Annotated in this window: 16 protein-coding genes and 1 pseudogene; 13 read left to right on the plus strand and 4 right to left on the minus strand. The window is 63.8% G+C overall.

The genetic code is table 11. From position 1 onward, the window contains the following. Positions 1-148 precede the first annotated feature (148 nt). The 5 genes and pseudogenes from ACZ5WT_RS18565 to ACZ5WT_RS18585 all read left to right on the plus strand — a co-directional run bounded on the left by ACZ5WT_RS18565 (position 149) and on the right by ACZ5WT_RS18585 (position 5,262). Positions 149-1,638, plus strand: a pseudogene (locus tag ACZ5WT_RS18565) (carboxypeptidase M32). Between the two features lie 376 nt (positions 1,639-2,014). Next, positions 2,015-3,640, plus strand: a complete 1,626-nt coding sequence (locus ACZ5WT_RS18570) for an ABC-F family ATP-binding cassette domain-containing protein (protein ID WP_464285236.1) — start codon at positions 2,015-2,017, stop codon at positions 3,638-3,640. 112 nt (positions 3,641-3,752) lie between these two features. After that, positions 3,753-4,187, plus strand: coding sequence for a curlin (locus tag ACZ5WT_RS18575; RefSeq protein ID WP_464285237.1), 435 nt, complete (start codon positions 3,753-3,755; stop codon positions 4,185-4,187). 79 nt (positions 4,188-4,266) lie between these two features. Beyond that, a complete protein-coding gene (csgH, locus tag ACZ5WT_RS18580) occupies positions 4,267-4,653 on the plus strand; it encodes a curli-like amyloid fiber formation chaperone CsgH (protein ID WP_464285238.1) in 387 nt (128 codons plus the stop codon). A gap of 189 nt (positions 4,654-4,842) precedes the next feature. Continuing rightward, positions 4,843-5,262 carry a curlin gene (locus tag ACZ5WT_RS18585; protein ID WP_464285239.1) on the plus strand — a complete coding sequence of 140 codons (420 nt, stop codon included), beginning with the start codon at positions 4,843-4,845 and terminating at the stop codon, positions 5,260-5,262. 49 nt (positions 5,263-5,311) lie between these two features. Here ACZ5WT_RS18585 and pbpC read toward each other — a convergent pair whose 3' ends face one another. The 4 genes from pbpC to ACZ5WT_RS18605 all read right to left on the minus strand — a co-directional run bounded on the left by pbpC (position 5,312) and on the right by ACZ5WT_RS18605 (position 14,200). Then, positions 5,312-7,438 (minus strand): penicillin-binding protein 1C, encoded by a 2,127-nt coding sequence (pbpC, locus tag ACZ5WT_RS18590; protein WP_464285240.1) that lies wholly within the window; start codon positions 7,436-7,438, stop codon positions 5,312-5,314. A gap of 108 nt (positions 7,439-7,546) precedes the next feature. After that, the gene (locus ACZ5WT_RS18595; RefSeq protein WP_464285241.1) at positions 7,547-13,042 is read right to left on the minus strand and encodes an alpha-2-macroglobulin family protein; all 5,496 of its coding nucleotides are present in this window, start codon (positions 13,040-13,042) and stop codon (positions 7,547-7,549) included. Positions 13,043-13,206: 164 nt separating this feature from the next. Then, positions 13,207-13,626: an RNA polymerase-binding protein DksA gene (gene dksA, locus ACZ5WT_RS18600; protein ID WP_464287248.1), complete on the minus strand. Its 420-nt coding sequence runs from the start codon at positions 13,624-13,626 to the stop codon at positions 13,207-13,209. A gap of 151 nt (positions 13,627-13,777) precedes the next feature. After that, positions 13,778-14,200, minus strand: a complete 423-nt coding sequence (locus tag ACZ5WT_RS18605; RefSeq protein WP_464285242.1) for a flagellar assembly protein FliX — start codon at positions 14,198-14,200, stop codon at positions 13,778-13,780. A 294-nt stretch (positions 14,201-14,494) separates the two neighbouring features. Between ACZ5WT_RS18605 and ACZ5WT_RS18610 the strand changes: the two genes are divergently transcribed. The 8 genes from ACZ5WT_RS18610 to flaF all read left to right on the plus strand — a co-directional run bounded on the left by ACZ5WT_RS18610 (position 14,495) and on the right by flaF (position 22,149). Further along, positions 14,495-15,574 (plus strand): flagellar basal body P-ring protein FlgI, encoded by a 1,080-nt coding sequence (locus tag ACZ5WT_RS18610; RefSeq protein ID WP_464287249.1) that lies wholly within the window; start codon positions 14,495-14,497, stop codon positions 15,572-15,574. Continuing rightward, positions 15,574-15,891, plus strand: coding sequence for a rod-binding protein (locus ACZ5WT_RS18615; protein ID WP_464285243.1), 318 nt, complete (start codon positions 15,574-15,576; stop codon positions 15,889-15,891). Before ACZ5WT_RS18610 ends, ACZ5WT_RS18615 begins: the two co-directional genes overlap by 1 nt. After that, entirely contained in the window at positions 15,888-16,355 is a 468-nt protein-coding gene (locus ACZ5WT_RS18620; protein ID WP_464285244.1) for a flagellar protein FlgN, read from the plus strand. Before ACZ5WT_RS18615 ends, ACZ5WT_RS18620 begins: the two co-directional genes overlap by 4 nt. Positions 16,356-16,457: 102 nt before the next feature. Continuing rightward, entirely contained in the window at positions 16,458-16,814 is a 357-nt protein-coding gene (locus ACZ5WT_RS18625; protein WP_464285245.1) for a hypothetical protein, read from the plus strand. Positions 16,815-17,115: 301 nt separating this feature from the next. Continuing rightward, entirely contained in the window at positions 17,116-19,017 is a 1,902-nt protein-coding gene (locus ACZ5WT_RS18630; protein ID WP_464285246.1) for a flagellin N-terminal helical domain-containing protein, read from the plus strand. 378 nt (positions 19,018-19,395) lie between these two features. After that, positions 19,396-21,288: a flagellin N-terminal helical domain-containing protein gene (locus ACZ5WT_RS18635; RefSeq protein WP_464285247.1), complete on the plus strand. Its 1,893-nt coding sequence runs from the start codon at positions 19,396-19,398 to the stop codon at positions 21,286-21,288. 119 nt (positions 21,289-21,407) lie between these two features. After that, complete coding sequence (flbT, locus tag ACZ5WT_RS18640) at positions 21,408-21,833, plus strand: flagellar biosynthesis repressor FlbT (protein ID WP_464285248.1); 426 nt, start codon at positions 21,408-21,410, stop codon at positions 21,831-21,833. Continuing rightward, positions 21,784-22,149 (plus strand): flagellar biosynthesis regulator FlaF, encoded by a 366-nt coding sequence (gene flaF, locus ACZ5WT_RS18645; RefSeq protein ID WP_464285249.1) that lies wholly within the window; start codon positions 21,784-21,786, stop codon positions 22,147-22,149. The genes flbT and flaF overlap by 50 nt, the downstream gene beginning before the upstream one ends. The last annotated feature ends 20 nt before the right edge of the window (positions 22,150-22,169 follow it).

A 22,169-nucleotide genomic window follows, 5' to 3' on the forward strand; every position in this document is an offset into this window, starting at 1 on the left:
AGCTCAGGCTCGAATGGGCAGGCAGAATCGAAATGTGGCATGGCCGACAGTTAGCGCCGCGGCAATTGCCATTCCAATCACTTTGCGTGTCGCTTGCCCCATGCGCGAAGCTATGAAACATCTTGCCCCAACAGCCTTGGAGCCACTCATGTCCTTCCAGAAACTCGATGATCTCGGCCGCAAACTCGAAGCGCTGGAGCATGCGCTATCGATCCTGGGGGCCGATGAAGCCACCCATATGGCGGTGGGCGGCGGCGAGAAACGCGCCGAAGCCATGGCGAACCTCGCCGGCATGTATCACGCGCAAGCCACCGCCCCTGAAATCGCCGACTGGATCGAGGCCGCCAAGCCCGAGAACGAAGACCAGAAGCTGGCTCTCGCCGAGTTCAAGCGCCAGTATGTCAACGCCACCTGCCTGCCGACCGAGTTCGTCGAGCGCCGCACCGCGGCCACCATGCGCTCGGAACAGCTTTGGCGCGACCTGCGCGCCAAGGGCGACTGGGACAGCTTCCTGCCGGCGCTGGAGGGCGTTGTCGCACTGGTGCGCGAAGAGGCCCAGTTGCGCGCCGACGCCCTGCAGCTGTCGCCCTATGACGCGCTGATGGACCAGTACGATCCCGGCAACCGCACCGCCGACCTCGACCTGTGTTTGCCGACCTCAAGAGCTTCCTCAAGGGTTTCGTGCCCCAGGCGCTGGACGCGCAGGAGGCCCGCCTGGCCAAGCGCCCGCGCAAGGCGCTCAACGCCCCCTACCCGATCGAGAAGCAGCGTGAGTTGGGCCTGGCCGCGATGCGGGCCGTGGGCTTTGACTTCACCCATGGCTCGCTGGCCGTATCGCACCACCCCTTCTGCGGCGGCGTGCCGACCGACGTGCGCATGACCACGCGCTATCGCACCGACGAGTTCCTCAGTTCGCTGATGGGCGTGCTGCACGAAACCGGCCATGCGCTCTATGAGCAGGGCTTGCCCAAAGAATGGTCCCACTGGCCGCTGGGCAAGGCGCGCGGCATGGGCATCCATGAGAGCCAGAGCCTGTTCGTGGAAATGCAGCTGGCCCGCTCGCCCGAATTCTGGGAATTCGCCCTGCCGCTGGTGCACCAGCACCTGGGTGAAGACGCCATTCCGGGCTGGGACATCGCCGATATCCTCAACGAAGTGAACTTCGTGCAGCGCGGCTATATCCGCGTCGACGCCGACGAAGTGACATATCCGCTCCACGTCATCCTGCGCTACGAACTGGAGCAGGAGCTGGTCAGCGGCAAGCTCGAGGCCAGCCAGATTCCCGAAGCCTGGGACGCCAAGATGACCGAATATCTCGGCATCTCGACCATCAACGATCCCAAGGATGGCCCGATGCAGGACGTGCACTGGCCGGGCGGCGCTTTTGGCTATTTCCCCAGCTACACGCTGGGCGCCATGATCGCGGCTCAGCAGTGGGCGGCGCTAGAAAAGGCCCAGCCCGGCGTTCGCAGCGCCATCAGCAAGGGTGACTTTACCGGCGTGAACCAGTGGCGCAGCGACAACATCTGGTCGCAGGCCTCGCGCTGGTCGACCCCGGACCTCATCACCCGCGCCACCGGCGAACCGCTGAATGCGGACTTCTTCAAGGCGCATTTGAAGCAGCGCTATCTGGGTTGATTCAATCTGTGAACGAGGCGGAATAACCGTTCATATTCAAAGCCTTCTCCGCCCCCTCGGATTCTGACATTTCAGTCGACACCCTCCCACTGAAGGGGGAGGGATCATGGGTGGGGGGCGACTCGCCCCTCACCACCGGCGCTGCCCGCGGACTTGATCCGCGGGCCTCTCGTCGATTGTGCCGGGTCGAGATTGGCCCGCGGATCAAGTCCACGGGCAGCGATTGTGGGTGGGATAAATCTGGGGCAAGCCCCCAAAACTTGACTTCCCCGCCACCATCCCTATTTTCCCCGGACACGCAGCACTGACCGGACGGTACACATGGATTTCACGATGAACGACTGCCTCGCCCGCATCGCTCACCTGGAATCCACCCATGCCTGCCTCCGTTTCTCTGCACCAGCTTTCCTATTCGACGCCCGATAACCAGCCGCTTTTCACCGGTCTCGACCTCTCCTTCGGCAACGAACGAACGGGCCTGATTGGCCGTAACGGCACGGGAAAATCCTCACTTCTCCGCATCATTGCCGGACAATTGCCGCCGCTTGCCGGATCGGTCAGCGTCACCGGCAGCATCGGCATGCTGGCGCAATCCGTGCAGGTGGGAACGGACGATACCGTTGCCGACCAGCTCGGCGTGGCCGATGAACTTGCCCGACTCGACCGGCTGGAACAGGGGCTCGGCTCGGTAGAGGATGCCGGCGAAGCCGACTGGACCCTGCCCGGCCGCATCGAAGCTGCCCTGGGCGATGTGGGCCTCCCCGCCTATGCGCTCGACCGCCCGCTGACCGCGCTAAGCGGCGGGCAGCGGACGCGGCTGGCGCTGGCGCGGCTGATCCTCACCCAGCCCGACATCATCCTGCTCGACGAGCCGACCAACAATCTCGATGCCGATGGCAGGCAAGCCGTGGTGGACCTGCTGCGCGGGTGGCGCGGCGCAGCCATTGTGGTGAGCCATGATCGCGCCCTGCTGCGCCAGATGGACGCCATTGTGGAGCTTACCACGCTGGGGGCTACCACCTATGGCGGCAACTGGGACCACTATGCCGAGCGCAAGGCGCTGGAATTGGCGGCGGCCCAGCACGAACTGGCTACGACGGAACGCCGCGTGGTGGAGATAGATCGCAAGATCCAGGCCGTAGCCGAAAAGAAAGCCCGCAAGGACGGCGCCGGCAAGCGCAAGGCCGCGCGCGGCGATACCCCCCGCATCCTGCTCGGAGGCATGAAAGAGAACTCGGAAAACACCAGCGGCGGCAATACGCGGCTGGCCAACCGCCTGCGCAGCGAAGCGGCCGATGCCGCAGGCTCTGCCCGCGCCAAACTTGAAATCCTGACGCCGCTCTCAGTCACGCTGACGCCCACCGGCCTGCCCGGCGGCCGCACCGTGCTGCAGGCCGATGGCCTGACCGGGGGCCCCGCAGGCGTTCCGCCCGTCATCAACAACCTGTCGCTGCAACTGACCGGCCCCGAGCGCGTGGCCATTACCGGCCCCAATGGCTCAGGCAAGACAACCCTGCTGCGGCTGCTGAGCGGTAACCTGCCGATTACGAGTGGCTCGGCGCGCATTCTGGTTCCCCATGCCATGCTCGACCAGACCGTGAGCCTGCTCGACCCGGCGCTGACCATCCGCGACAACTTCCGGGCGCTGAACCCTGATGCCGACGAAAACACCTGCCGCTCCGCACTGGCGCGGTTCATGTTCCGCGCCGATGCGGCCCTACAGGTGGCCGGAACGCTGAGTGGCGGGGAAATGCTGCGGGCGGGCCTCGCCTGCACGATCGGTGGCAATCGCCCTCCGCAATTGCTCATTCTCGACGAGCCGACCAACCATCTTGATATCCAGGCCATCGAACAGGTCGAGGCGGGGTTGCGCGGCTATGACGGGGCGCTGCTGGTGGTGAGCCACGATCGGGACTTTCTCGACGCAATCGGAATCCAGCGGGAGATCGTGCTGGGCGAAGACGCCGCGCGGCGCGACGGCGAAGACGCCACGCCGGGATGAATGGAGTCTGAATTTGCGCTTCAGGCCCGGTTCCAAATCACCGGGCTAATTCTCGTGTCATCGGCAAGAAGCGCTCGGAGGGAGCGCAGCCAAGACAGGAGAGAGACCCAAAATGATCCGCAAGCTCATCATCACCACCGTCGCCGCCGTCGTCATCGCTGCCTCTGCCGCCCCGGCCATGTCCAACGACGTTTTCGTCAACCAGTTTGGTTTCGGCAATGCCGCCGGTGGCCAGCAGTTTGGCTGGAACAACAAGTTCGGCGTGCACCAGACCGGCAACTGGAACACCGCAGTCGGCAAGCAGAACGGCGGCAACAATGTCGGCGCCATCGGCCAGCAGGGCAACAACAACTACGGCGACACCTGGCAGAAGGGCTGGAACAACGCCGCCGGCGTCGGCCAGTTCGGCAACAACCACACGGCAATCCTCACCCAGGACGGCAATGGCAATGTCGCCGCCGGCGTGCAGGTGGGCAATGGCTGCAATGCCAACGTGACCCAGGCTGGCTCCGGCAACGTCACCGCCTTCGTCCAGGCCTGCCCCTGATCCGGCGCTCGCATGAGGCGCCAGTGGCCGGGAGAGCCCTCTCCCGGCTCGCCTCCAGACCCAACTTGAGGAGGACACCATGATCACTCTTACGCGGCCCAGCGGGGCCATCATTCTCGGCCTTGCACTCGCTACCATCGCCGTCACGGCGGGTATGGCCAACTCCGGCGCCAGCGGCACCCAATGCGGTGTAACCGCCACCACGGAACGCGGCATGCTGGCCCTTGAAGGCACCATCCAGAGCCCGGTTCCGGTGAGCGGCGAATACCGCTTCTCCATCCAGAGCTCGAGCCATGGCGGCTCGTCCAATATCAGCCAGGGCGGCTATTTCACCGCTAATGCCAACGAGGCCACTCCGCTCGGCAAGGTGATGATCAATGCCGGGTCGCAATACAAGATCGACTTCGACGTGACGGCCGGTGGCAAGAAAGTCGTTTGCGAACAGGACGTTGCGGGGCTGCGTTGAATCAATATCGGCAGGATGGATAGAGGGCTCCGGGCAACCGGGGCCCTCTTTGTTTCCAGCCTGCGCGCCATCCCATCCCGCTGAACCCATTCTGAATGCCCTGCTCCAGATCGGTTCAGTGCGGCTCTCGTAGCTTTAGGTCATCGGCTGGAACACCCCAGCGCAACCACCACCCAAGGGAGAGACGCCATGACCACCAGGATCACCAAGACCTTCGCCGCCGCCATTACCGCAGCCGTCATCGGCGTCGCGAGCCTCAGCGCTCCGGCCATGGCCGCGGGCCAGGTTTCGCTCAGCTTCACCCCGACCGACCCCGACCAGCAGCAGGCGCTCGGCATGGGGCTGCAGATGTTCTCGCTGTTCAAGGGCCTCTCGGCGACCGGTGCCAATGCCAGCCAGAACGGCAGCTTCAACTCCGCCGGTTTCAACCAGATGGGTTCGGGCAATCACGGCCTGATCGTGCAGGAGGGCAATGGCCATAACGGCACGATTTCGCAGAACGGCAACAACAACAATTGCGGCCTGTTCCAGTTCGGCCAGAACACCAATGGCCAGTGCGTGCAGAACGGCAATGGCCAGTCGAGCCTGACCACCGTCTTCGGTTTCTAGACGTACCAATACCGGATCAAGCGGGTCCTTCGGGGCCCGTTTTTGTTGGCTAATTCAGGAACACCGTCACCGCATCGGCGCGGCCTTCGGCGTCGACCACGGAGAGCGTAACGTAGCCCGGACCATCAGGTGACCACAGGCTCTGGCGGGCAAATTCGGGACGGCCGAACGGAGCGCCATTGGCGAAATAAGTGAATGGTGGCACGCCGTTACGGATCTTTACGGTGAGCGGGCCGGTACCTCCCGCGGCCAGCCCCAGATCGACATCGACGCCATCGCCCGGAAAGGCAATTTCCGGGGCGGCGACGCGGGCCACCAGGTCATCGTCGGGATGACGGAAACGGCGGAGCGGCGCGGGCAATTCGGTGTTGGAAACCAGGATGGCGCCGGCCGGAGCGCGGGGTAGCGGGGCCTTGCGAAGCCCAATTCTATCAAAGGCTTCGAAGAGAATCGGGGCGGCGCCGACGATGCCGGAGAGGCCCGGAACCGGGGCGCCGTCGGGGCGGCCGATCCACACGCCGATGACGGTTTTGCCATCAAAACCAATGGCCCAGCCGTCGCGATAGCCGTAGGAGGTGCCGGTTTTGTAGGCGATGCGGCCGGGCGAACCGTTGAGCGGAGGCGGCACGTCGGCCAGGATATCGGCGACATACCATGCAGAAATCGGGTCAAGAACTGGCGGAATGCTGTCAGCATGCTGACGGATTTCCTGCGGTTTGCTACCATCGTGCAGGTTGATCGGCACCCCGCCATTGCCGATTGCGGCATAGACCGAAACCAGATCGCGAAGCGTGATACCGACGCCCCCCAGACCGACCGCAAGACTGGGGGCGGTGTTGACCGGCAGACGCGGATCGGCATGGGCACGCCGCAGGCGCGACACCAAACGAGCCGGACCGACCGCATCGAGCACCACCACTGCCGGAATGTTCAGCGACTGGGTGAGCGCATCGCGGATGGTGACCGTCCCGCGGCTGAAGCCATCGAAATTGACCGGGACATAGGCGCCGAAGGCGGTGGGGCGATCCTCGATCAGGCTTTCGGGATGGGCGAGGCCGAGTTCGAAGCCTAGACCATAGATCAGCGGCTTGAGGGTGGAGCCCGGCGAGCGGATGGCAGTAGTCATATCGACAAAGCCGGCGCTCTCGGTGGCAAGCAGGCCCGCCGAGCCAACCGAGGCAAGAATGTCGCCGCTGCTGATATCGGCGGCGACGATGGCAACCGAGACGCGCTGATCGATCAGGCGGGCGCGGCCAGCGGCAAGGCGCTCCAGGGCATCCTGCAAGCGCTTGTCGATGGTGAGGCCGATGGTGCGCGCCGTGGGCTGCAGGCGGGTGGCCTGCTGGGCCATGTGGGCGGCCAGCATGGGGAAGTCGCGGCGGGCGGTGGGAACAGGTTCGCGCTTGGCCGCCAGCGCCTCCTCAAAGGGCAAGGCATCCATGGCGACGAGACGATCGAGCACCATGTCGCGGCTGCGCTGGGCGGCGATGGGATCGCGGTCGGGACGACGGGCTTCCGGCGATTGCGGCAGGGCCACCAGAAGCGCCGCCTCGGCGGTGGTGAGACGGGTGGGCTCCTTGCCGAAATAGGCGAGGCTCGCAGCGCGGACGCCCTCGATATTGCCGCCAAAGGGGGCCAGCGTCAGGTAGAGATCGAGGATGGCGGATTTGTCGAGGTGCTGTTCGAGCTGGCTGGCATGGACCATCTGGCGCAGCTTGCCCCAGAGGTTACGGGTCGGCTGCCCCTCGATGAGACGGGCGACCTGCATGGTGAGGGTGGAGCCGCCGGAAACGACATTGCCCCCTGCCCCCACGAACTGCCCGGCGGCGCGCAGCATGGAGGTCCAGGCGATGCCGCCATGGTCGGCGAAGCCGCGATCCTCATAGGCGATCAGCATTTCGAGATAGCGCGGATCAACGGAGGCCCGTTCGACCGGCAGACGCCAGCGGCCGTCCGCGGTGGTGAACGGGCGCAGGAGGGCGCCGTTGCGATCGGTGACGGCGACGGAAACTGGCAGGGTGGCCAGATCCGGCGTCGGCGGCAGGTTGCGGGTGATTTCGATGACCATTGAATTGACCTGGATCGCCCCGGCGGCCGCGAGCACGAAGAAGCCGAAGGCTGACAGCGTCAGCCAACGGGTCCAACGGCGCGGCTTTGGGTGGGCGGGGTCAGTCATGGTCACTTGGTTGTCGGCCTCTCAGCGTCTCCCTGCCCCTCGCGGGGAAGGAGACGACAGAGGATTTTTGGGCCCTCCCAAATGCGAGGCCCCGGAAGGTTGTCCCGATCACGGCCCGGTTGGGGTCACCTCGATCTGGCCGGCGGCGGTGTTGGCGCGGAATTCGGGGCGGTACATGTCTTCGACGGTGGCGCCGGGCAGCGCGAAGGTGCCCGGGGTGACTGCACGCACCAGATAAGCGGTGGTGAAGGTGCCGGAATCGGAGAAGTAGCGGAATGCCGCAACATATTGATCTGTCCGCGATTCCACGTGATTGGGCGCATCAAGATCAAGCCAGGCGAAGTCGGCCACGCCGCCAGCGGCAGAGAGGTCGGGGTTCTCGATCTCGAAGCCCGCAGGCAGCGGATCGGCCACCAGATACTGGCCCGAACCGAGGTTCTGCGGCCGCACGGTGAGCACCACGACCAGACGATCATTCTGCGCCAGCGGAGCCGCCTGCGGATCGATGGGGGTGCCATCGGGCAGGAAGTATTCGCGGATCAGGGTGAAGCCATTGCTGGTTTCAGGCGGTGGCGTGACCGGGTAACCGGTGACGGTTGCCTTGGCCTCGGTATCGCCGGAGCCGGTATTGGCGATCTCGATGGGCGCAAAGTCCGCCTGCTCGTAACGCCGGTAGACCTGGCCGGTAAGGGCCTCGCCATCGAGCGTGATCGAACCATCGGTGCTGGATGCGCCGACGGCAGCGGCCGCAAGCAGGGTCCAGCTGTCTTCCTGGGTAGAGGTGTAGGTCTTGCGATCGCGCAGCTTGGCAAGCTGGCTGGAAAGGCCAGTGAGATCGACGCCCTGCGGCTTGAACTCGGCAGCCAGCGCCAGAACGCCCGCCAGGTCCCGAAGGCGCGTGCCGTAGTCGGACCGGTAGTTGCGGGTGTTCTCGGCTTTCGAAAGGCTCTCCACCGCCGCGGCGAAGGCCGCGTTGGACCGGTTGGTATCGCCATAGAGCGCCAGGGCAGCACCAAGCTGCGCCTGTGCCAGGGGCGAGCCAAATGCATCGAGGCGCGCCTCGTGGTAGTAGCGCAGGTCGCCCATGGCGGCCCGGCCCGCACGGGCCAGATCGTAGAGGGCATAGGCGATATCCTCGCCGCCGTTATCGAAATCGGAGGCGTAGGACAGCTGGTTGGAGAGGTTGTCGAGAGCCATGGTCATGGCCAGCTCGGGCACCACGTAACCGGCAGCGCGGGCGCGCAACAGGAAATCGGTGACAAAGCCATCGAGCCACATGTCGCCGCCATCGAACGGCCCCCAGAGCCCGAAGCCGCCGCCCGAATTCTGCTTGGAGAGCAGGTTGGCGATCGCGTCGGTCACGGTCTGGCTGAGCTTTTCGTTCTCGGCGGTGCCGATGAGCTTGGCCACGTCGTTGAGGTAGAGCAGCGGCAAAGCACGGCTCGAAACCTGCTCGGCGCAGCCATAGGGGTAGCGATCGAGCGCCAGCAGCAGGCCGGGCACGTCGAGCCGCGCGATGGGACCAATGGCGAGCGTCAGCGCGCCGGTATTGGTCATGTAGCTGTCGAAGATGTCTGGCCCCACGGTGACGCTTTCACCCGCCTTGATGGGCAGGATGCGGCTGGTGGTGACCGGAGCGCTGTTGGGACGGACGCCAAGCAGCAGTTCCTTGGTCTGCGTTGCCCCATCGGGCGCGGTTATGGTGAGCGCAATCGGCCAGTCGCCGATGACGACGCCATTGAGCGGCAGATTGAGCGAGGTGCGCTCACCAACGCCGAGGGTGACCTCGTTGCTGGCCGCATCGGTTGAAATGCCGGCGCCGGTGGAAAGAGCGAGCGTGTACTTGCCCGCTGCGCCACCGAGATTGTTGACCTCGACCAGCAGCCGCGAGGCGTCATCGACGCGCAGGAACCGTGGCGGGCTGAGCGTGACGACCACGGGATCGCGGACGATGACATCGGTGGAAGCATGACCCACCGCCGTCTCGGTCCAGGCCATGGCCATGACGCGGACGGTGCCGGAGAAATCGGGCATGTCGAAGGTGACGCTGGCCTTGCCATCGGCATCGACCTCGACAATGCCCGAATGGAGGGCGACGAGGACCGAGGTTGGCGGCGGCGTGCCGAGGCGCGAGGCCCCGCCATCACCACCCGAGCGCATGGCTCCGGCGACACCCTGGGTCGGATCGATCAGCGAGCCATAGAGATCGCGGATATCCATGCCGAGCTGGCGCTGGCCGAAATACCAGCCGTCTGGATCGGGAACCTTGAAATTGGTGAGGTTGAGAATGCCCAGATCGACCGCCGCGACGGCGACATAGGCGGTCTGGCCGGCAGCCACATTGCCCAGCTCAACCGTGGCGGTGAAGCTCTGGCGCGGCAGGGTGACCTCGGGCGTTGCGAGTTTGACATCGAGCTTGCGATCACCGGGCTCCACATCGGCAAAGGCCAGACCCAGCGCGCGGGCCGGCATCCGCTTTTCGGCGGCATCGGCCGGACGATAGAGCATGGCCGTGACGTAGGCGCCGGGGCCCCATTCTTCGGTGACTTCAAGCGGCACGGTGGCCCCGCCTTCGGGCACGTCGACGGCCTGCATGGCGATGACGCGGTTATCGATCACCATCACCAGCGCGGTGCCGGCGAATTGCGGGTCGAGCTTGAGGTTGGCGGTATCGCCGACCTTGTAGGACGGCTTGTCGAGCGCGACCTGCAGGGTATCGGGCGTGTCCGAACCGGCATCGGCATAATAGTAGCCGGCATAGAACTCGTAGCTCGACGAGGTCGGGTTCGGGCCCGTGCTTTCCACTTCAACGCGGTAGCGGCCCCAATCCACATTGGCGCTGATGGTTGCCGCGCCCGTTTCAGGCGTATCGATGGAGCCCGAGCCTACCTTGCGGGTGGTGGTGATGGGCTCCCACTGCCACGTGCTGCCGCTGCGATACCACTGATAGGTGGTTTCGACGCGCGAGATGGTCCAGTTGACGCTCGACTTGGCGACCAGTTCGCCTTCCGGCGACACGGCGATGATGTCGAAGGATGCGGCGCTGCCCTCGGCAAGGCCGGTCGGATCGGAGAAGACCGGCTTGATGCCCAGGCGGTCGCCGCTCGACAGCACCGGACGGCTGAGACTGCGCTCGATGGTGCGGCCGTTGGTATCGACAAGGCGCAGCAGCAGTTGAGCCTCAAGGGGACGCGTCGTCACCTGCTGTTCGGGCAGCGTGACCTCGGCGACGGCATTGCCCGCCTCGTCGGTGGTGCCGACGACGCCCAGCGGCTCGCGGCTGGTTTCGATCGTGTCATCGAGGCGGCCGAAGACATAGCCCGCGAAGCCCTTGATGGTGCTCACGGGGCGGACAATCGCATCGGCCTCGATGGCCAGGCCCGGCGCGGTGGCGCCGTAGAGATACTTGGCTGATACATCGACCTCGGTGACGGCACCCGCTTCCATCGGCCCTTCGGCAGCGCTGATATCGAACGCTAGGCGCTCGGGCTCGAAATCCTCGACGAGGAAGCTGGTGGTCGACAGGGCCGATGCCTTGGGATCGGCATAGAGGCGCGCGGTCCACGAGCCGCGCATGGCCTCGGCCACCATCGGCAGGGCAACGAAATAGCCGCCCGCGCCCTGATCGCTCAGCACCTGCTTGATGGCGACGACACCATCGGGGCGCTCGACCTCGAGGGTCAGCGGCAGGCCGGTGACGGCATTGGCGCGATCATCGCGCAGCATGGCGGTGAGGTAAACGGTCTCGCCGGGGCGGTAGACACCACGCTCGGTGGTCGCGAACACATCGAGCGGACCCGGCGACGGACGGCCCTCGACGCCGCGATCGGTGAGATCGAAAGCGGGGCGGGAGAGGTCGAGGAAGGCATAATCGCCATCGGCGGTTTCGGCGACCAGCAATTGCGGCGACCGGCCACCGGTGCCGCGCGCCAGACCCGGCGCAAAGACAGCCCGGCCATCGGCCTCGGTGGTAGCTTCGCCCAGCACCTCGTTGTTGACGGCGACCAGCCGGACCTTGGCGCCAGCCACCGGCTGCGCATCGGTCAGGCCGCGCACAAAGGCATGTACGCCATCATCGCCGGCGACGCTGGTGAGGCCCAGATCGGTGACGATGAACCACTGGGTGGCCATCTGCTGCCAGTATTCGGAGGTCTCGCCCTTGATCTTGGCGGTGATGACATAGGCACCGGCCGTCAGCTCGCCGAGCGCTTCGGCGACGGGAATGGCGGTGGTGGTCAGGGCGTTGGGCTTGCCGCGGGCCAGATCGACCTCGCCGGTCCAGACCTGCTCGCCGACGCGGTCGGCAATGTCCTCGGCGTCATATTCGGTCAGGCCACGCTGGAAGATGCCATCCCGCACGGCAGTGGCGATGGAGCGGTCCCCTACCCGGTAGATCATGACTTCGGCAGTATCGGCATTGACCGAGGTGATCGGCAGGCCGCCGCCGAGACCGGCGGGCATCACATAGGCGCTGTTGGCAAAGCCCACGAAGGGCACGCGATCGGGCACGTAGACATCGAGCACCACATCCTTGCCCAGCACTTCGCCATCGAGCGAAGGCATGCCGGCGCGCAGGCGGATCGAATAGCGCCCGCCATGTTCAACGCCCTCGATGCAGATCTGGTCAGGCTCGGTTTCGACCGAGGCCTGCGGATTGTTGGCAACCACGACATAAGCCGACAGATCGGTCGAGCCGGAGGAAATGGGGTCGGACAGCACAGCGCAGATGCGCGGCGCGGCCGCTTCGGCGTCAACGTCGTGGCTCACCACGCGGAAACCATGCTGGGCGACCACATCGTCGAGATGGGAGGCGACAGCCTCATTGGGCTGGAGCGACAGGCTCAGGCGGTAGCTGGCAATCGCCTCGCGCCACATTTCGCGATATTCGAGACCATTAGCGAGGGCAGCCAGTGCATCGGCGCGATCAGCGACGGCGCTGGAGCGGAGGAAGGCGTTCACCGCCGATGACGTGGCGAGGTAGCCGAGGTCGCGGCTATTGTCGCCCTCGGACTGCCCGGCGACGGCCTCGGCGCGCGCCAGAGCGGCCTGGGCCAGCGCCTGCCATACGGCGCCGTCATTGGCATTGATCGCCAGGGCCTGGCGATAGTCGACCATGGCGCCAGCGGGATTGTCGGCAGCGGTGGCCTCGTCACCCGAGGCGACGAGGTCGGCATAGCTGGTCTTGGGCGGCGGCGCATCGGTCTGCGGCAGGTCGCGGGCCAACTGGCGAGCAGCGTCGACGAGGGAATCGGAAGGGAATGGCAGCTCGGCCTGGCGGGTCGCCTCGACCACGGCGGGCGATGGCGAGCGGGTCACGCGGCCGGAGATCGCGCCATTGAACTGGGTCTCGGGGCCAAGATCGCCCTTGAGGAAGCACCACTTCGACTTGGTGTTGAAGGTGAAGGCCCGGCAGATGTTGTCGTCGGAGCAGGCGGCGCTGCAGGCATCGACGGTAGTGTCGCGGATAATGGAGTAATCGAAACCCGGCAGATCGGTATTTTCGAGCACGGTGATCTTCTGGTCCTGCGCCATGGCCGCGGGAGACCCGAGAGAAAGCAAGACAGCCAGACCGAGCCAACGCAGTTTCGACGCTACCTGCAACATGCCGTCCCTCCATAAATCGGAGGCGACCTTATCGGGGCAAAGCGAAACTGAAAAGACAGCCGCGTTCACAGATACCGGGGTGAAACCGCCTGCGCAGTATTGAACAGCACAACCAAAAGGGGCCCGCATTGCTGCGGACCCCTGAAATTTGATCGTGGCGGGACTTACTCGTCCCGGTACACCTTTTCCCGGCGCTCGTGCATTTCCTGGGCTTCCAGGCTCAGCGTTGCGATGGGCCGCGCGTCCAACCGGGCGATCCCGATCGGGTCGCCGGTTTCCTCGCAGAAGCCATAGGTGCCATCTTCAATGCGCTTGAGCGCGGCATCGATCTTGGCGATCAACTTGCGCTGGCGATCCCGGGTGCGCAGTTCAAGAGAGCGATCGCTCTCGGAACTGGCGCGATCAGCCATGTCCGGGTGGTTCTGGCTTTCTTCCTGAAGGTTCTCGAGGGTTTCGCGGCTCTCGCGGAGGATGTCGTCCTTCCAAGCGTTGAGCTTTGACCGAAAATACTCCCGCTGGCGCGGGTTCATGAACGGCTCGTCATCACTGGGCCGGTATTCAATCACTTCTGCAACCGAAGACATCAGCAGACTCAACTCCAATGCACCCCTAGGGCGGCCTATATATGCGCGTGCGCACGTGCGAGCAAGCACCCATAGTGGCTACTCAATATTGGCGCGTACCACTGCCGGGGGGATGTGGCGCAATATTGATAACATTTTGATGACTTGGAGGTCAGAAGGCGGGGAAGCGTCCGAACTTTGCCAGTTCCACTCTGACGCGTAGCTCGATGTCATCAAGCAGTGCATCAACACCCGGCTGCGAACGCTCCCGCGCGGCAGACAAAGTGGCCGCCATGCTGTCGAGACTATCGGCACTGACGCGGCCAATCAGCAGGTCGGTCTTGATCTCATCCAGCATGTCGAGAAGGGATGCACCGCGACGCACAGCCTTCTTCCTGGAGGTGGATTGATCATCGACAGCGCCCTGCAGGGCCAGCAGGGCATCAAGGCCCGTCGCTGCCTGAGCGGGAAGATTGCCTGCGACCCGGGCCGGAGCAGCGCCGCCAGCCGGCACGAAGTCGACGCCGGAGCCCGAGCGGTTCGCGCTCGCGCCACGGCCGACGCCAGATGTCCGATTGGTGGTATCGATGCGCAAGGCAGGACTCACATCATTGGGATCGCGGTAGTGGGCAAAATCTGCCGCCATCGGTTAACAAGGCATTAACGCGCCCGGCAAGAATTGCTCGCCAGCTCATCACACCCCCGAGCAAGCCACCAAAGTCGAGAATAAATCCCTGCAAAATCAATGCGCTAACCGGAAAACGCCAAACTGGCACGGTTTTCGCAATAACCCCATCGAATGCTGCGCCATGGGGATGGCACGGCCGGACGACGGGGATGCCTGATGACCAAATCACTGTTGCGCAAGCTGATCGCGGGGGCTCTCACCATGAGCCTGGTGATCCTGCCTGTCGCTGAGGCCCATGCTGCCGGAGCGCGCATCAAGGACATCGTCGACATGGAGGGCGTGCGCGACAACCAGCTGGTCGGCTACGGCCTGGTGGTTGGCCTCAACGGCACCGGCGACAGCCTCAACAACTCCCCCTTCACCAAGCAGTCGCTGCAGTCGATGCTTGAACGCCTGGGCGTCAACACTGCCGGCGAGAATGTCCGCACGGCAAACGTTGCCGCGGTGATGGTGACTGGCAACCTGCCCGCCTTCGGCACGCAGGGCTCGCGCATGGACGTGACCGTCTCGGCGCTCGGCGATGCCGATAGCCTGCAGGGCGGTACGCTGCTGGTGACCCCGCTGCTGGGCGCTGACGGCGAAGTCTACGCCATTGCGCAGGGCTCGGTGCTGATCAACGGCTTCAAGGCCCAGGGCGATGCCGCCACGGTTATTTCGGGTGTGCCAACCACCGGCCGCATTTCCTCGGGCGCGCTGATCGAGCGCGAGATCGACTTTCACCTTGGCGCACAGACCTCGCTGCGCCTGTCGCTGCGCAATCCCGACCTGACCACGGCGCGACGCATCGCGCTGGCCGTCAACGACTTCATCGGTGCCCCGACGGCCACCCCGGAAGACCCGGCAACCGTTCGCCTCACCCTGCCCCGCGGCTTCAACGGCAATATTGTCGACCTGCTCACCGATATCGAGCAACTAATGGTCGAGACCGACCAGGTGGCCAAGATCGTCATCGACGAGAATTCCGGCATCATCGTCATGGGCAAGGATGTGCGTGTATCGAGCGTTGCCGTGGCGCAGTCCAACCTGACGGTGACCATCGCCGAAAACCCCACCGTGGTTCAGCCCAATCCGCTGAGCCTGGGACAGACCGCCGTCGAGCCCAACACAACGCTCAATGCCAATGTGTCTGAATCCGCCCTCGCCGTGGTCAATGAATCGGTGACGCTGCAACAGCTGGTCGACGGGCTCAACGCGCTGGGTATCTCGCCGCGCGACCTGATCGCGATCCTGCAGGCCATCAAGGCCACGGGTGCCCTGCAAGCCGAAATCCAGGTGCTGTGATGATGGACGCCATTGCCAGGCCCGGCTCGACGCTCACCCCGGCCCAGATCGCCAGGGTGCGCCAGCAGGCCGAAGAATTCGAAGGCGTGTTTCTCAACACCCTCACCAAACAGATGTTCTCCAGCCTCAAGACGGACGCAAGCGTCATGGGCGGCGGTTTCGGCGAAGAAACCTGGCGCTCCATGCAGTCCGAAATGCTCGCCAATACCATGGCGCAGAATGGCGGGCTGGGCATCGCCGAACAACTCCTGCCCGACCTGCTCGCCTTGCAGGAAGCGGCCAACAAACAAAACACCTTGCCGGGAGCCTACAAATGACCGCAGCCGCACGCCTTGCCGCACTCGACAGCCTTCCGGCCGATGACCTGTGCCAGATGGCCGAAGTCGCCCTCGCCGCGCTGGTCGACGTCATGAACCAGGAAACCACCCTGCTCCGCGCCGGCCACATGCGTCAGGCCGGTACGCTGACGCCGGAAAAGACCCGCCTGGCGCAGGACTACGTGACCTTTGCCCGCTCGGTGCAGCGGCAGGGCGAGCGCCTGAAGGCGGCGGCACCCGAGGCCCTGGAGCGGCTGCGCCGCGGCCACGAGAGCCTCGCAACGCAGATGGCGGAGAACCTGCGCGTTCTGGCAACCGCCCGAACGGTGACCGAAGACCTGCTGACAGATGTGGCCAAGATCGTTGGCCAGCAAAGCAAAGCAAAGACCTATGGCCGCGCCGGGACCCTTGCAGCAGACCCCGCAAGCTCTGCGCGCGGAATTGCAATCAATCGGGCACTCTGATGCCCTGACAATTTGCATCAATTGCAGTGTGGCGTAGTAATCGCCTGAAAAAGGACGTAATACTACGCTGCCTCTGGCATTGCTGAATGCAGGGATAGCGTCATGATCACTCCAGTCTCAATAGAGCCGACCTCGTTCGGGGGACTGAACCTCGGCGATCATCGCCATCGCGCCGTGATCGGCGAACGCCCGCTGCTGCCCGATGCCACGTCGGGCGCCCCCGCCAGCCCGGATACCGGCAAGGACCGCAAATTTGCCGGTGAGCGCCGGCCGCCACAGCCGCAGCCCGAACCGCCCACCGAACCATCCTATGATGGCGTGGCAGCTCGCTTTGCCGCGGCCGTCATTGCCGGCGCGCTGCCGCCCGTGCCCACGACGATGGAGCAGCTGATCCTGCGTATCGGGGCCAGCCCCATTCCGCCGGATTCCGAGGCTCGCCTCAAGGACCTGCTGGCCTAGGGAACTGCGCCGAGGTGACGCATTCCGCACCTTTGGTTTCAGCCGATAGTCGTCCGCAAAATTAACTTGAACGACTGCCCCCCTCGCGGCGGGAAACACCGTATCTCTACGAGTTCGCAAGACCGTAAGCCCCCGTTTTCAGGGGGCTTTTTGCGTTTCTGCGCCAGACCGGCGGGCAGCAATTGGGCCAAATATTCAGGCCGGGATTAACGCTTCTTTATCAGCTGCCGGTCGAGGATCACCCCAGCCTCAGGATGAGGTGTCTTAGTTTGCGTAATCCTAGAAAAGGACGAGTATACAAATGGGTGATATTTCCCTCTCGAAAGCCGTTCGCTCGAACCTGCTTTCCCTCCAGAACACCTCGGCAATGATGGCAAAGACGCAGGAGCGTCTGGCTACCGGCAACAAGGTGAACTCCGCTCTCGACAACCCCACCAACTTCTTCACCGCTGCAGGCCTGAATAGCCGCGCTGGCGACCTGAACCAGCTGATGGACTCGATGGCAAACGGCATCCAGACCCTGGAAGCCGCTGACAATGGCCTGACCTCGATCACCAAGACCCTGGAATCGATGCAGTCGACCCTGCGCCAGGCCCGTCAGGACAAGTCGTTCCAGACCACGTCGTACGAAGTCGGCGGCGGCACGGGTTCGATCAGCTTCTCGGGTGGCGCTGTTGGCGCAACGACCAAGTCGATTGCCCTGCAGAACACCGCACTGACCGCAACCGCTGTTGGCCTCAACTCCGCTCCGGCTGCTGGCACTGCTGGTACTGCTGACACCACTGGCCCGACCAGCGGCTCGGCAAGCTTCACCATGGGCGCTGCACCTGGCACCCTTGATGCGGCTGCAACCTTCGACTTCAACGTCACCGTCGACGGTGCCGCACCAACCGCTGTCAGCTTTACCCAGGCAGAATGGAATACCGCCACTGCTGGCGCCACTGCCAACGACAAGGCCACTGCATTCGCTACCGCACTTGGCACCAAGCTTGGCGCTGGCGTTACGGTCGCTGCCGACAACGGTGAAATCACCATCACCTCGAACAGCACGGGCACCTCGTCCAACGTGACCATCGGTGCAGCCACGATTGGCGGCACTGCAGGCACGACGTCCGCCACCAGCGCCACTCTCGGCCTGGGTGCAGGTGTCACTGGTACGGCTGGCGCCGCTACCGGCGGTGCAGTTGTCCCCGGCACCTCGGGCACTCAGTCCTTCACCTTTGGCAGCGCAGTTGAGCTGAACAAGGACGCCAAGATCAGCTTCACGGCCAAGATCGACGGCAAGGACCAGAAGATCGAGATCACCCGCGAAGACGTGCTCAAGGCCGGCAACGGCAATGCCAAGATCGATGACGCAGACGAGTTTGCCGCGATCCTGTCGAGCAAGCTGGGCGGCGCTTCGGCGACTGCCTCGGGCAACGCGATCACCATCACGTCGGACACCACCGGCACTGCTTCGACGGTTGCACTGTCTGCAGCCACCGTTAGCGGCACCAACTACAACTCCGACGAACTCGTGAAGATGATCAACTCGGATCCCGGCCTTGCCGGCAAGATCCGTGCATCGAACGACGATGGCAAGCTGCGCATCGAAAACCAGTCGACCCAGAAGCTCGACGTCGATGGCGTTGACTCCAAGGGCACGATCGTTGGCGGCACGACCGCCGGCCAGGCCAAGATCGAAGGCAACACCGTTCGTTCCGACCTGTCCAAGCAGTTCAACGAACTGCGCGACCAGCTCGACAAGACGGCCGATGACGCTTCGTTCAACGGTATCAACCTGCTGCGCGGCGACAAGCTGACCCTGACCTTCAACGAAACTGGTACGTCGTCCATCGACATCCAGACCAAGGGTGAAGAGCAGATCAACTCGGCCAACCTCGCGATCTTCGATATCGCGGCCAAGGACCTGGACAGCGATGCCGACATCGACAAGCTGCTCGGCGACCTGAAGACTGCCCTGAACGACGTTCGTTCGCAGTCGTCGGCCTTCGGCTCGAACCTGTCGATCGTGCAGAACCGCCAGGACTTCACCAAGAACATGGTGAACACCCTGCAGACCGGTGGTGCCAACCTGACCCTGGCTGACATGAACGAAGAAGCAGCAAACCTGCTGGCTCTTCAGACCCGTCAGTCGCTGTCGTCCAACTCGCTGTCGCTGGCGAGCCAGGCCGACCAGTCGGTCCTCCAGCTGATCCGTTAATCGGTTCAACGCAGACACCAAGGAAAAGGCGGGCTCAGGCCCGCCTTTTTCGTTTTTAGTGCAGGACGGAAATCCGCCCTGCCCGACTCGCCCCGCGACTCATTGCTCCGAATTGGCACCGGCGGTCTTGCGCGCCCCCAATTCCGTAAAACGCTGCCATACAAATTAACAATCTGTTCCAGCGCGAGACCGCCAAGAGCGGTCGAAAAACCCGTTAAAATTGTTAAATGCCAACAATTTAGCTTCTGCTAGGCGCCTGTTAACACAGGTTGACGAAATCTTCATGGTTAACGACCCGTTAGGATTCAATGAGTTAACCATTAACAACCTCAAGGAGAGGCTTGGCCGTCCGTTCGGCATCGTAGTGAAGGAAGCACAATGTCCGATATCTCCCTTTCGAAAGCTGTTCGGTCGAACCTGCTCTCGCTCCAGAACACCGCCACCATGATGGAAAAGACGCAGAACCGTCTGGCAACTGGCAACAAGGTGAACTCGGCACTCGATAACCCGACCAACTTCTTCACGGCCTCCTCTCTCAATGCCCGCGCCGGCGACCTCAACTCGCTGATGGACTCGATGGCCAACGGCGTGCAGACGCTGCAGGCAGCCGATAACGGCCTCACCGCCATCACCAAGACGCTGGAATCGATGCAGTCCGTGCTGCGCCAGGCGCGCCAGGACAAGTCGTTCCAGACCTCGTCCTACGAAATCTCCGGCGCTGCCGCGGGCAATATCAGCTTCGTCGGCGGCTCCGTCGGTGCAACTGCGCGTCACATTCCGCTGCAGAACACCGCGCTGACCAATGTCGCCCTTGGCATGGATGCAGCCAGCACCAACACGCCCGGCACCGATGCGTCCGCCCTGGTCCAGGGCACCTCGACCTTCACGCTCTCGAGCGCCACGCCCGGCAACCTCGCCGGCGCCGACACGATCCAGTTCGACGTGACCATCGATGGCACGCCGCGCTCGATCACCATCGACGCGGCCGATATTGCCAGCGTTGGCGGCGGCGGCACCAACGTCAACGCCGATAAGCTGCGCACCCTGCTGGGCACCGAGCTCGGTTCTGCTGCAACTGTGGGCGGCAGCGGCAACGCCATCACCATCACTTCGGCAAACCCCGCCGGTGGCGGCACCGGTTCGACCGTCGCGATCACAGCCGCAACAGTCGGCGCCGCTGACGGCGGCACCACGGTCACCAACACCACGCTCGGCCTGGCCACTGCCCCCACTGCAACGCCCGGCAGCGGCAGCCCGGCAACGGCCGCGACTGCCACTCTCGACTGGCCCGGTACGCCGGTTGGCGTCAACAAGGATGCCCGCATCGCGTTCACCGTGTCGATCAATGGCGCAGCCCAGAAGATCGAAATCGGCCGCAAGGATGTGATGAAGGTCGGCAACGGCGATAGCGTCATCGACTCCGCCGACGAATGGGCAGCCGTCATCGCCGCCAAGCTGGACGGTGCAAGCGCTGCTGCCTCGGGCAACACCATCACCATCACCTCCGACAAGACCGGCCTGACCGCCTCGTCCGTGTCGATCGGCGCCGCCACGGTCACCGGGATCAACTATGACTCGGACGAACTGGTTCGCCTGATCAACACCGATCCCAACCTCAAGGACCGCATCCGCGCGTCCAACGACGATGGCAAGCTGCGTATCGAAAACCAGTCGACCCAGATCCTCGAGGTCAATGGCGTCAACTCTGCCGGCACGATCGTCGGCGGCGCGACCACCGGTGCGACTGTCAGCGGCAACACGGTCCGCTCCGACCTGACCAAGCAGTTCAACGAACTGCGCGATCAGCTCGACAAGCTCTCCGATGACGCGTCGTTCAACGGCGTCAACCTGCTGCGCGGCGACCTGCTGACCATCACTTTCAACGAGACCGGCACGTCGTCGATCGACGTCCAGACCAAGGATCAGCTGGCGCTGAACTCTGCCAAGCTCAACCTGTTCGATCTGGCACCCAAGGACCTGGACCTCGACTCCGGCATCGACGAGTTCCTGACCACCGTCAAGGAAGCCCTGTCGCATGTGCGCACGCAGGCCTCCACTTTCGGCCAGAACCTGTCGCTGGTGGAAAACCGCCAGTCGTTCACCAAGAACATGATCAACACGCTCGAGACCGGCGCCGCCAACCTCACGCTGGCTGACATGAACGAAGAAGCGGCAAACCTGCTGGCCCTGCAGACGCGCCAGCAGCTGTCGTCGAACTCCCTGTCGCTGGCCAGCCAGGCCGACCAGAGCGTGCTGCAGCTGCTGCGGTAAACCTGGCGTTCAGGACAATAGTCTCTTGAAAGGCGGGCTCAGGCCCGCCTTCATTGTTTTCGCCACTATGTCGCGCTAGACGTCAGAGAATACACCCCGAGTCGCGGAGGCGGGCTTAAATGGCGCTCAAAGTCGAACTGAAGCCTGGCGAGAAGTTGCTGGTGGGCAATTGCATCATCACCAACTCGGACCAGCGTACCCGCCTGTTTATCGATGGCCGTGCACCCATTCTGCGCGAGAAGGACATCCTGACCGCCGATACGGCCAACACCCCTGCCAAGCGCGTCTATCTGGCCGTTCAGCTGATGTATATCGAGGACGATATCACCACGACGGCCGATGCGTTTTTCGCGCTGATCAACGAGTTCATCGCCGCTGCCCCCTCGTCCGCTGAGATAGTTAACCAAATCAACAACGAGATATTAACCGGGCAGCTCTATAAGGCTCTCAAGGCCTCTCAAAGGCTCATAGAGTACGAACAGGACCTCCTTTCCAATGTATCAGCAAGGCGCTCAAGCCTACCAGCAGACAGCGAAAGTCGTTGAATCGCCGCGCGAGCGCGAGTCAGCCCTCCTGATGAGGTCGGCCGCCGCCCTGCAAAAAGTCCGGGATGAGTGGCCCAACAGTTTCGATGACTTGAGCCCCGCACTGAACTTCAACCGAAAGCTGTGGTCTATCTTCATGACCTCGGTGACCAAGGAAGACAGTCCCCTGCCCACCGAAGTGCGCCAGAACATCGCCAATCTGGGCCTGTTCGTGATGAACCAGACGCGCGAAATGCTGATGGAGCCACGGCCGCAGAAGCTCGAAGTGCTCGTTCGCCTCAACCGTCAGATCGCCGCCGGCCTGCGCGGCAGCTGATCGACAAGGCAAGAAATTGA

The organism is Devosia sp. T2-14 (genome assembly GCF_055397495.1).

What these genes read in the sequence shown, in the direction of transcription:
- ACZ5WT_RS18570 (WP_464285236.1), top strand. Translation starts at nt 2,015, where the DNA reads ATGCCTGCCTCCGTTTCTCTGCACCAGCTTTCCTATTCGACGCCCGAT.
- ACZ5WT_RS18575 (WP_464285237.1), top strand. Translation starts at nt 3,753, where the DNA reads ATGATCCGCAAGCTCATCATCACCACCGTCGCCGCCGTCGTCATCGCT.
- csgH (WP_464285238.1), top strand. Translation starts at nt 4,267, where the DNA reads ATGATCACTCTTACGCGGCCCAGCGGGGCCATCATTCTCGGCCTTGCA.
- ACZ5WT_RS18585 (WP_464285239.1), top strand. Translation starts at nt 4,843, where the DNA reads ATGACCACCAGGATCACCAAGACCTTCGCCGCCGCCATTACCGCAGCC.
- pbpC (WP_464285240.1), bottom strand. Translation starts at nt 7,438, where the DNA reads ATGACTGACCCCGCCCACCCAAAGCCGCGCCGTTGGACCCGTTGGCTG.
- ACZ5WT_RS18595 (WP_464285241.1), bottom strand. Translation starts at nt 13,042, where the DNA reads ATGTTGCAGGTAGCGTCGAAACTGCGTTGGCTCGGTCTGGCTGTCTTG.
- dksA (WP_464287248.1), bottom strand. Translation starts at nt 13,626, where the DNA reads ATGTCTTCGGTTGCAGAAGTGATTGAATACCGGCCCAGTGATGACGAG.
- ACZ5WT_RS18610 (WP_464287249.1), top strand. Translation starts at nt 14,495, where the DNA reads ATGAGCCTGGTGATCCTGCCTGTCGCTGAGGCCCATGCTGCCGGAGCG.
- ACZ5WT_RS18615 (WP_464285243.1), top strand. Translation starts at nt 15,574, where the DNA reads ATGATGGACGCCATTGCCAGGCCCGGCTCGACGCTCACCCCGGCCCAG.
- ACZ5WT_RS18620 (WP_464285244.1), top strand. Translation starts at nt 15,888, where the DNA reads ATGACCGCAGCCGCACGCCTTGCCGCACTCGACAGCCTTCCGGCCGAT.
- ACZ5WT_RS18625 (WP_464285245.1), top strand. Translation starts at nt 16,458, where the DNA reads ATGATCACTCCAGTCTCAATAGAGCCGACCTCGTTCGGGGGACTGAAC.
- ACZ5WT_RS18630 (WP_464285246.1), top strand. Translation starts at nt 17,116, where the DNA reads ATGGGTGATATTTCCCTCTCGAAAGCCGTTCGCTCGAACCTGCTTTCC.
- ACZ5WT_RS18635 (WP_464285247.1), top strand. Translation starts at nt 19,396, where the DNA reads ATGTCCGATATCTCCCTTTCGAAAGCTGTTCGGTCGAACCTGCTCTCG.
- flbT (WP_464285248.1), top strand. Translation starts at nt 21,408, where the DNA reads ATGGCGCTCAAAGTCGAACTGAAGCCTGGCGAGAAGTTGCTGGTGGGC.
- flaF (WP_464285249.1), top strand. Translation starts at nt 21,784, where the DNA reads ATGTATCAGCAAGGCGCTCAAGCCTACCAGCAGACAGCGAAAGTCGTT.